This is a genomic window from uncultured Gimesia sp. (assembly GCF_937919775.1).
Taxonomy (GTDB): Bacteria; Planctomycetota; Planctomycetia; order Planctomycetales; family Planctomycetaceae; genus Gimesia.
The window spans coordinates 1-8479 of the sequence record NZ_CALFPF010000481.1 but is presented as its reverse complement, the minus strand read 5'-3'; the positions used below and the strand labels follow the sequence as shown (position 1 = coordinate 8479).

The window sequence follows — 8479 nt, the reverse complement described above, 5'->3', positions numbered from 1 at the left end:
GTGAACCAGACAGGTTACAATTTCGTTGTACAAACAGCGGATGAAAGGTTCACTTTTGCTTTGAGTGAAATAAAACAGGAGCAGCGCTGCAGCGATTGAAAAACGCAATAGCTGCAGACTATGATTCAGGTTGAGTATGGTTGCATGTGTTGAGGCTCTGTTCTATGGTGTTTCATCCGGGGTGTTTCATCTTGCGTTGAGTCCGGCTTTGGTATCAGCATTTATTTATGAGATGTGAAGCAATTATGAGTTCAAAGAAAAAATGGCGTTCCACGACGATTTTAACAGTCCGGCATCAGGGGATGGTTGCCATCGGCGGGGATGGTCAGGTAACGCACGGTAATACAGTGATGAAAAGTGATACCCGCAAGATTCGCAAGATCCTCGACGGGCAGGTCATCTGCGGTTTTGCCGGCTCAACCGCCGACGCCTTCTCGCTGCTGGAGCGATTTGAAGTCAAAGCCAAGGACTATCCGGGAAATATGCCGCGCGCCGCAACGGAACTGGCACGCGACTGGCGTACCGACCGGATTCTGCGAAAACTGGAAGCACTGATCGTCGTTGTGAACCAGGAACACAGCCTGCTCATCACCGGACAGGGAGATGTGGTGGTTCCCTCTGATGGCGTGATTGGTATCGGTTCCGGAGGAAATTATGCCACAGCCGCCGCACGGGCGCTCATCGCGCATTCCCAGTTATCGGCTGCAGAAATTGTGAAAACAGCATTAGGCATCGCCTCGGAAATCGATATCTATACGAATAATAACATCATGGTGGAGGAGCTGCAGTGCAAGAGTTAACGCCTCGGCAGATTGTCGCAGAGCTGAATAAACATATTATCGGTCAGGATGACGCAAAACGCGCTGTGGCGATTGCCCTGCGAAATCGCTGGCGCTGGCAGCAGTTGCCGGAAGAGATTCGTAAAGAAATCACGCCTAAAAATATCATCATGATCGGTCCCACCGGCGTCGGCAAGACCGAAATTACCCGCCGCCTCGCTCAGTTGATTGATGCGCCGTTTATTAAGGTGGAAGCGACTAAATACACCGAAGTGGGGTATTACGGTCGCGATGTCGAGAGCATGGTCCGCGACCTGGTCGATGCCGCGAAGAATCTGGTGCGTGAAAAGAAACGGGTGGAAGTGGTCGAGAAGGCGAAAGTGCGTGTCGAGGAGCGTCTGCTCGATCTGCTCGTGCCCCGTCCCTCGGATTGGGAAATGTCTACTGCAGATTCTGCTGCAGAGGAACAGGCAGAGGATTCGAAAGAACGCTACGAGCGCACGCGGGACAAGTTTCGGAAAATGCTGAGCAAAGGGGATCTGGAAGAGAAAGAGGTTGAGATTTCGATTGATCAGAAAAGTTCGCCCGTGCAGGTTTTCTCGAATATGGGCATGGATCAGATGGACGTTGATTTGCAGGGCATGTTAGAGCGCATGATGCCTCATCAGAGCAAGAGCCGCAAGCTGACCGTCAAAGAAGCACGCAAGGTTTTGCTTGAGCAGGAAGTCGAAGGACTGATGGACAAGGATGCCATCGCCGAAGAAGCCATCGATCTGGCCGAACGCAGCGGAATCATCTTCATCGATGAGCTCGACAAGATCTGTACTTCCGAAGAAGGGGGGAGTCGGGGCGGTGATGTGAGTCGACAGGGCGTGCAGCGCGATTTACTGCCAATTGTCGAAGGCACGACCGTGCAGACGCGGAGCGGCACTGTGAAAACAGACTATATGCTGTTTATCGCAGCGGGGGCTTTTCATCGGACCAAACCTTCCGACTTAATGCCCGAACTGCAGGGGCGGTTTCCGATTCGCGTTGAGTTACAGGAGCTGACACGTGATGACTTCCTGCGAATTCTGACCGAGCCCAGCAGTTCCATCACAATGCAGTATCAGGAATTGCTGAAAACAGAAGGCGTGAAGATCAAGTTCGAAAAAGACGGTCTGGAAGAGCTGGCGGAAATCGCGTTTCGGGTGAATCAGACCACACAGAATATCGGTGCTCGTCGACTGCATACGATTTTAGAGCGACTGCTCGAAGAGGTCAGTTTTGAAGCACCCGATCTGAAGGCGAAGGAAATTACCATCGATGCGGCTTATGTGCAGCAAAAACTGCACGCCATCGTTGAGGATGAAGACCTCAGTAAGTTCATTCTGTAGCGCACGCATGGTTTCGAATCTCAAGGATGCCCCGGACATTCACGGTCGGGGCGTCCTCAAGAGAATTCGATCCAGCGACGCGATCTTTCCTTTGGGAACCGGTTTGTCTTCGTAGACGTCGGTTCCCTCTTGGAATCGATCCTGTCTTAGAATTCACCAACGACATTTCCGTCGCTGGGAGAGTCAACCAGTCGGCTGCTGAACGCGCCTGTTGCGCCGCCGGTAATTCCAGGGCAATCAGAATTGCGATAATGGCAATCAGCACGAGTAGTTCGATCAGCGTAAAGCCAGGACGTTTGTCTGGTTCTGAAGTGTGAGGCTGCAAATTGAGTCATCTTAGGGTAATATGACGAATCACAGATAATTTTGGCAGGTTTACAGAGGTGTGCTAAAATGTCTTTATGGCACCACAGAAGTGTTTTGAATCCAGAGCATTCTGCGAAAAAAAGTCAGGCGGTTGTTCAACCAAATAAATAAAGTGCCATGTTTAAATACCCGCTATGGTTAAGATCTCACGCAATCAATTAATATTTCGTCAAGTTAACCGGAGTCTCAATCAGGATCAGTCGAAACGGGCTCTTCGCCGAAGCACTCTGAATGAATTATTAAACATTGCTCTGAAAAGAATCGTACACAGCGTTTTCGGAAAGTGAATTGGCATGAATGAGGATTGGGACTGGGATCGAGATGACGATGTCGAATATGAAGAGGAATCGGACTTCGACGACGAGCTGGAAACCGAGACGGTTCCCTGTACCAATTGTGGTGCCGAGGTCTACGAAGACGCGGTAAGCTGTCCTGTGTGTGGCGAGTATGTCGGAATCAATACCCACCCCTTCAGCGATCGTCCCCGGTGGTGGATTACGTTGGGAATACTGGGAGTGATTGCCACTATTTTGAGTCTGATATTTCTAGCTTGAACGAGAAGAGAATAACGCTGATGAGATTTGATAAGATGATTCTGGGTTCCCGATCTCCCCGTCGTAGAGAATTGCTGTCCCAGATCGTTCTCGAAGCAGCCATTGAAGTGCTTCCTCCCCTGGATTCGGAAGAAGCAGGTTTTGATCAACTTCATGATCTGGAATCGATTCGTAAAAGGCTGATTGCGATTTGCACTACAAAAAACCACGATGTCTTCCAGCAGATCAATGCGCGAGAAAATGTTACTGGTCCGATCCTGACGGCGGATACGATCGTGGTCGTTGAGCGGGAACCGTCCGGATTCGTCGTGTTAGGGCAACCTCCTGCAGGACCCGAATGGAAACAGACGGTTCGAAACTGGTTTTTGGATGATTATGCGGGGAAGACACACCGCGTGCTGACAGGGCTCTGTTTGCGGACGGAAGATCAGCTTACGACGGAAATCTCAGAAACGCTGGTGACATTTCATGAGCGGGATGCTGTTCACAGGCACCTGGACTGGTATCTTTCGACTCAGGAGTCGGTGGGCAAAGCCGGAGGTTATGCCATTCAGGGGGGAGGTAGTATTTTCGTTCAGCGGATTGAAGGCAGCCTGTCTAATGTAGTAGGATTACCGCTGGAGATTTTAGTCAGGCTGTTGCATTAAACCCGCTTTATTTTAGAGCGCGTCCCATTTAACCATAGCGTCGTCCGTGTTATTATACTCGCTCCGACTGGTCCTGGAGACGCTACATTAAACCTGGCCACAGGTTCGATTGAATTTAAAAGATTCTTATGTCACTGATCAAATGGAGTTCCACGGAATCTCCCGAAATCAAAATTGGTAATCGCGTTCTCAGTTCGCGCTATTTTCTGTCGCCGCTGGCCGGTTATACGCAGTATGCTTTCCGCGTTGCGTTGCGAGAACTGGGAGGATTGGGATTATGCACGACCGATCTGATACTCGCTTCACAAATGCTTTCCAGCAGTCGGAAAGCAAAAGCGTTGTTGAAAACTTCAGCAGAGGATCGACCGCTGACCGTGCAGATTTATAGCGGCCTCACTTCAGAGCTGGTGGCAGGAGCGCGCTGGTTAGAGCAAAAGGGCTATGAAGCCGTCGATCTCAACATGGGCTGTCCGATGGCCAAAATGTACGGAAACGGAGGTGGCGCCCGGATCATGTGTGCTCCCGATGCGGCCTGCCAGATGGTGGCTGATGTTGTCGATGCCGTTTCGATTCCGGTGACGGTGAAAATGCGACTGGGCTGGGATCGGAACTCCATTACCGCACCGCTGCTGGCGCGCGAATTCGAAAAAGCGGGAGTGGCAGCGATTACGATTCACGGCCGCACTCGCAATCAGGGATTTGGAGGCACCGTGGATCTGCAGGGAATCAGGCAGACGGTCGAAGCGGTCCAGCAGATTCCCGTGATTGGCAATGGCGATGTTTGTACGGTGGAAGACGCATTCCATATGCGGAGGGAAACCGGCTGTGAAGCGGTTTCAATCGGTCGGGGGGCAATGCTTGATCCCTGGATTTTCCGCAAGCTTGCTCAGACCATTCAGGGGGAACCTGTTCTGGAACCGACGCGGGAAGAGCAGATTCAATTTCTGGTGCGGCACTTCACGCTGATGGTGGAACAGTATGAAGACTATGGTTGCCTGTTGATCCGAAAGTTTGCCGCCTGGTATGGCGTCAAATTGGGAATCCCCGAAGATCTGGAAGACCGATTGCGACAGATTCAATCGATCGACGAGTTCCATGAAATCGTGGCACAGATTCATTTGCGGCATGGAGAGCGGGAATCGTCAGTGCCTACTGCTTTAGTCAAAACTCCCAATGGTCCGGTGGAACGCTGGTAGCGACAGATAATTGGCAGTCATGCCAGAAATAAAAACAACCTCTCTGAAATCCGACTCCAGAGAGGCTGTGTTAATATCGACTCGGCTGGCGGTTAGTTCCGAATATCGTTACCACCCGCGTTGTTAATATCCAGTCCCAGGTCAAGCAGGAACCAGTCATCGCCTCGGGCAACAGCCCCGTAGAGCTGGTCCAGTTCACCATCGTTGTAGACGGTGGTGCTGTCGAGTCTGATGTTATTCACGCCGGCAACGGTGTTATCAACGCGTGTGCGAATATTCCCGACACGGTCTCCAAAGGGAGTTGCAGAAGACCATTCCTTGAGGATGCCGTAGAGTTGGGTTAGCCCGTTGTCGTAAACAGTGGATCCCCCAATCAGGATATCGCCGTTCTGTCCATAATTTGTATAGATTGCTTCGTTGTGACCGCGTACAAAGTCGGATCCCAAACCGCCGATCAGGATGTCAAATCCATCAGGGCCCCCTTCAAGAGTGTCATTTCCGTCTCCGCCGATCAGAACATCATTGCCCCAGCCCCCGACCAACAAGTCATTTCCAGCACCACCAAAGAACATGGACTCCCTGTCGTAGAAGGTGTCGTCGGCGATGATCTGGTCATTTCCACCCAGGCCCCAGGCATAGACGCCGCCGGTAGGGGCAAAGTTCGGTTGTGAAGTAGACGGATTGATGATCGTGACACCGTTGATCCGAACCTGAATCAGACCTGCATTATTTTCAGTGATCAGAATCGCATCATTTCCCTGAGTCCCCGTAATAAACAGGGCCGTTTTTCCGGGACGGTTCGGGTCTGGCAATAAACCAACGAAGTTTTGCGGTATGATTGTGACGAGATAGTCTTCCACTTCCCCGTCCGCTGCATTTCCTGTTGTGGATAATCCACCAGCGGAACTCAGACGGAATCGGGCGGCCACTTCACCTGCAACAACTCCTGGCGGCAAGATCACCGAGACGGAGTTGGCACCAGCGACAACAGCATGACTGCTTAATACTTGTTCTTCGGGCTCCCAGATTAAGTTGCCGTTGAAGTCGATCCAGGCATCAATAAAGCCGCTGCCTGACGAAAGAATCGTGATGGTGGAAGAGGTATCACCGGCAATAATCGTGTTGAGCAGGACTCCGTCATCCTGGCTGTCGAGATCGGCAAACGGAGATTCCTGACCATTGGTATCTACAGAGACTCCATTACCCAGGAAGAGACCGTTCGCATTGATTGCGTGTTGCGGGCCTTCTCCATGCACATCACCGATGAGGTTGGGGAATGAATCGGGAGCGTCCCCAAAATCAACACCGTTGCTGGCGACGATGAGCGCCGTAGTAGTAATGATGGTAGGAGTGATCGTCCCAAACGGACCCGCAAATTTCATCACCGTGCCCAAGTCGGTACTGACAACGTACAGATTGTTATCAGGTCCGAACGTGACACCATAAGGCAGTTGAATGTCCGCTCCAAAAGTGTAATCATTATTATCAATGAAGTCGCCTGTCAGGGGATCAAACCGGAGAATACTTTCCGTTGCACCGTTGGCAACATAGAGCAATCCATCGGGGCCAATCGTCAGGCCGCGCGGGTTGTCAAGACCACCCGTGCCAGCGGCGATGAAAGGACCGCCGGGAACGACATCACCGTTGGAATCAAACTTCAGGATTTCGTCGGTGTCGTAACTGGCCACATACAGATTTCCGGCAGCATCAAAGGCCATCCCGTAGGGGGTACCCATGCCCCCTTCACCTGTAGCAACAAAAGTTTCAATTAAGGCTCCTGATACGCCATTGAATTTAAGAATGCGATCAAGGGGTCCCGTGTCTCCGACGTAAAGATTCCCGTCAGGACCAAAGGCGATAAACCGTGGTTGAAAGAAGGAGCCGGTCGTAGCAAATTCGCCGTTACCGATAATCGCGCCGGTTTGACCATCATAACGCAAGATCTGTCCGGTATTGGAACTGGCAACATACAGGTTTCCATCAGGTCCGAATGCCATCCCATTGGGGACATCAATTCCCCCCGAGCCCGGAATGACAAAGGAGCCTTTGGATTGCCCCGTTTGGCCATCGAAGCGTTCGACTGTGTGGTCGGAACCGTTTGAATTTTCATAACCATTACTGACGTAGAGGTCGCCCAGCGGCCCAAACACGATATCGCGCGGGCTGTTCAAACCGGATGCCACAAAATTACCCAGAAAGTTGCCGGGCTGGCCTTCGCCTGTATCAGCGTCTGTATAAGCTGCTGTGATCGTCTGTCCGAAAACCACTTCCAGAATGCCATTGCCAGTGACGAGCGTACCGGGCGAGGATTGAATCGTGCCTGAGAATTTTCCAAAGCCGACTTCTGTTAAAGTGACTGTCTCGGAATCGCCTCCGGTGGTGGTGACGAGTACGTTTACCGAACCGGCTCCGAGTAAATCGCCATCTGTGACAGTGATGGTAATTAAATCTCCGGCATCGTAAGTAGTGTCGTCAAAGATAATCGTCCCGTAACGGGCAGCAGTGAGATCGACCCGGTAGTCTTCTACTTCTCCATCAGGTGCCAGGCCAGTGACTCCGAGTCCGGCTTGTGTACTGAATCGGAAGCGGGCAAAGGTTTCACCCACACTGAAAGCAGCACCTTGAGGAACAGCAAACTGGATTGTATGCGTGCCTGCTGTGAGTTGAACATCAGTAATGATCTGCTCGCCGGTGTCCCAGATGCCATCGCGATTGAAGTCGATCCAGCCTTGCAGGAATCCATCACCAGCACCAGAGACCTCGACCTCAATGGATGAGAAAGCATCGCTTTCGGAAATTCCGTTTGAGAGGAAGACAATGCCGTCATCGTCTGCGCCATCTCCAGAAGCGTCCACGCTGGCAAGTGCATCCAGTTCCAGGTCGATTGACGTACCAAGCGTCAGGCCCCCTGCAAGGTTGTGTCTGGCGCCATCATCGGCAAGTAACGTGGGGTAGGTGTCAGGGGCATCGCCAAAGTCGAGACCATAGTTGCCGCTGGTCGATAGCCCAAATGCCAGTGTGTTGATACTGTCCTGGATACCTGCAAATGATGAAGTCAGAAAATCGGTTCCAAAATCAACATCAACATCGTCGGTTGTGCCGAAGAAGCCATCTAAACCAAGTCCGATCGTGTTGTCCAGGTTTCCGCCGATGTCAATAATTTGAGAAGCGGAATTAAAGTTGGTGGTATGCCACAGGCCGAAGAAGTGCCCCGCTTCGTGTGACACAATGTTTCCGACCGCCACTCCAATCAGATCGGTCATTGTGTAAGTAAAGTTTCTGATAATATTATTCAACGAATTGGGGTTGATCGAGCTAGTACTGCTGAGCAAATCGAGCAGAACCACGGCTGATTCTGTCGTATCAAAGTTTCCGACATCGATTGATTCCGCAATTCCGATGGTGCTGATTCCGAGCTGGTTGATCGTACCCCCGACAATCACGCGGCTGAGGTTGGGCATGTTAAATTCATCCAACCCGGGATTATCACGGCTGTTTAAAATCCGAATGCCATAATCGCCTGGGTTATTGGTTGTTGCGAAGTCGCCATTATTTCCCAGC

7 protein-coding genes are annotated in these 8479 nt (G+C 51.5%); 5 read left to right on the top strand and 2 right to left on the bottom strand.

The genetic code is table 11. The features are described 5' to 3' along the window. Positions 1–245 precede the first annotated feature (245 nt). Positions 246–800 (top strand): ATP-dependent protease subunit HslV, encoded by a 555-nt coding sequence (hslV, locus tag Q0294_RS13730; protein WP_299466349.1) that lies wholly within the window; start codon positions 246–248, stop codon positions 798–800. Next, positions 788–2155, top strand: a complete 1368-nt coding sequence (gene hslU / locus Q0294_RS13725; protein WP_299466346.1) for an ATP-dependent protease ATPase subunit HslU — start codon at positions 788–790, stop codon at positions 2153–2155. Before hslV ends, hslU begins: the two co-directional genes overlap by 13 nt. Here hslU and Q0294_RS13720 read toward each other — a convergent pair. Further along, complete coding sequence (locus Q0294_RS13720) at positions 2145–2480, bottom strand: prepilin-type N-terminal cleavage/methylation domain-containing protein (RefSeq protein WP_299466343.1); 336 nt, start codon at positions 2478–2480, stop codon at positions 2145–2147. The two genes, hslU and Q0294_RS13720, sit on opposite strands and share 11 nt — an antisense overlap. Before the next feature lie 334 nt (positions 2481–2814). On the opposite strand from Q0294_RS13720, the gene Q0294_RS13715 reads away from it, so the two are divergent. From Q0294_RS13715 to Q0294_RS13705, 3 genes are all read left to right on the top strand, one after another. After that, a complete protein-coding gene (locus tag Q0294_RS13715; protein ID WP_299466340.1) occupies positions 2815–3075 on the top strand; it encodes a zinc ribbon domain-containing protein in 261 nt (86 codons plus the stop codon). A 20-nt stretch (positions 3076–3095) separates the two neighbouring features. After that, positions 3096–3722 (top strand): Maf family protein, encoded by a 627-nt coding sequence (locus tag Q0294_RS13710; protein ID WP_299466337.1) that lies wholly within the window; start codon positions 3096–3098, stop codon positions 3720–3722. Positions 3723–3850: 128 nt separating this feature from the next. After that, entirely contained in the window at positions 3851–4918 is a 1068-nt protein-coding gene (locus Q0294_RS13705) for a tRNA-dihydrouridine synthase (RefSeq protein WP_299466334.1), read from the top strand. Positions 4919–5010: 92 nt separating this feature from the next. On the opposite strand, the gene Q0294_RS13700 is transcribed toward Q0294_RS13705, so the two are convergent. Next, the coding region (locus Q0294_RS13700; RefSeq protein ID WP_299466331.1) for a GEVED domain-containing protein at positions 5011–8479 on the bottom strand (3469 nt) is incomplete at its 5' end.

Excerpts from the sequence above, each read along its gene's own strand:
- hslV (WP_299466349.1), top strand. The coding sequence starts at position 246 with ATGAGTTCAAAGAAAAAATGGCGTTCCACGACGATTTTAACAGTCCGG.
- Q0294_RS13715 (WP_299466340.1), top strand. The coding sequence starts at position 2,815 with ATGAATGAGGATTGGGACTGGGATCGAGATGACGATGTCGAATATGAA.
- Q0294_RS13710 (WP_299466337.1), top strand. The coding sequence starts at position 3,096 with ATGAGATTTGATAAGATGATTCTGGGTTCCCGATCTCCCCGTCGTAGA.
- Q0294_RS13705 (WP_299466334.1), top strand. The coding sequence starts at position 3,851 with ATGTCACTGATCAAATGGAGTTCCACGGAATCTCCCGAAATCAAAATT.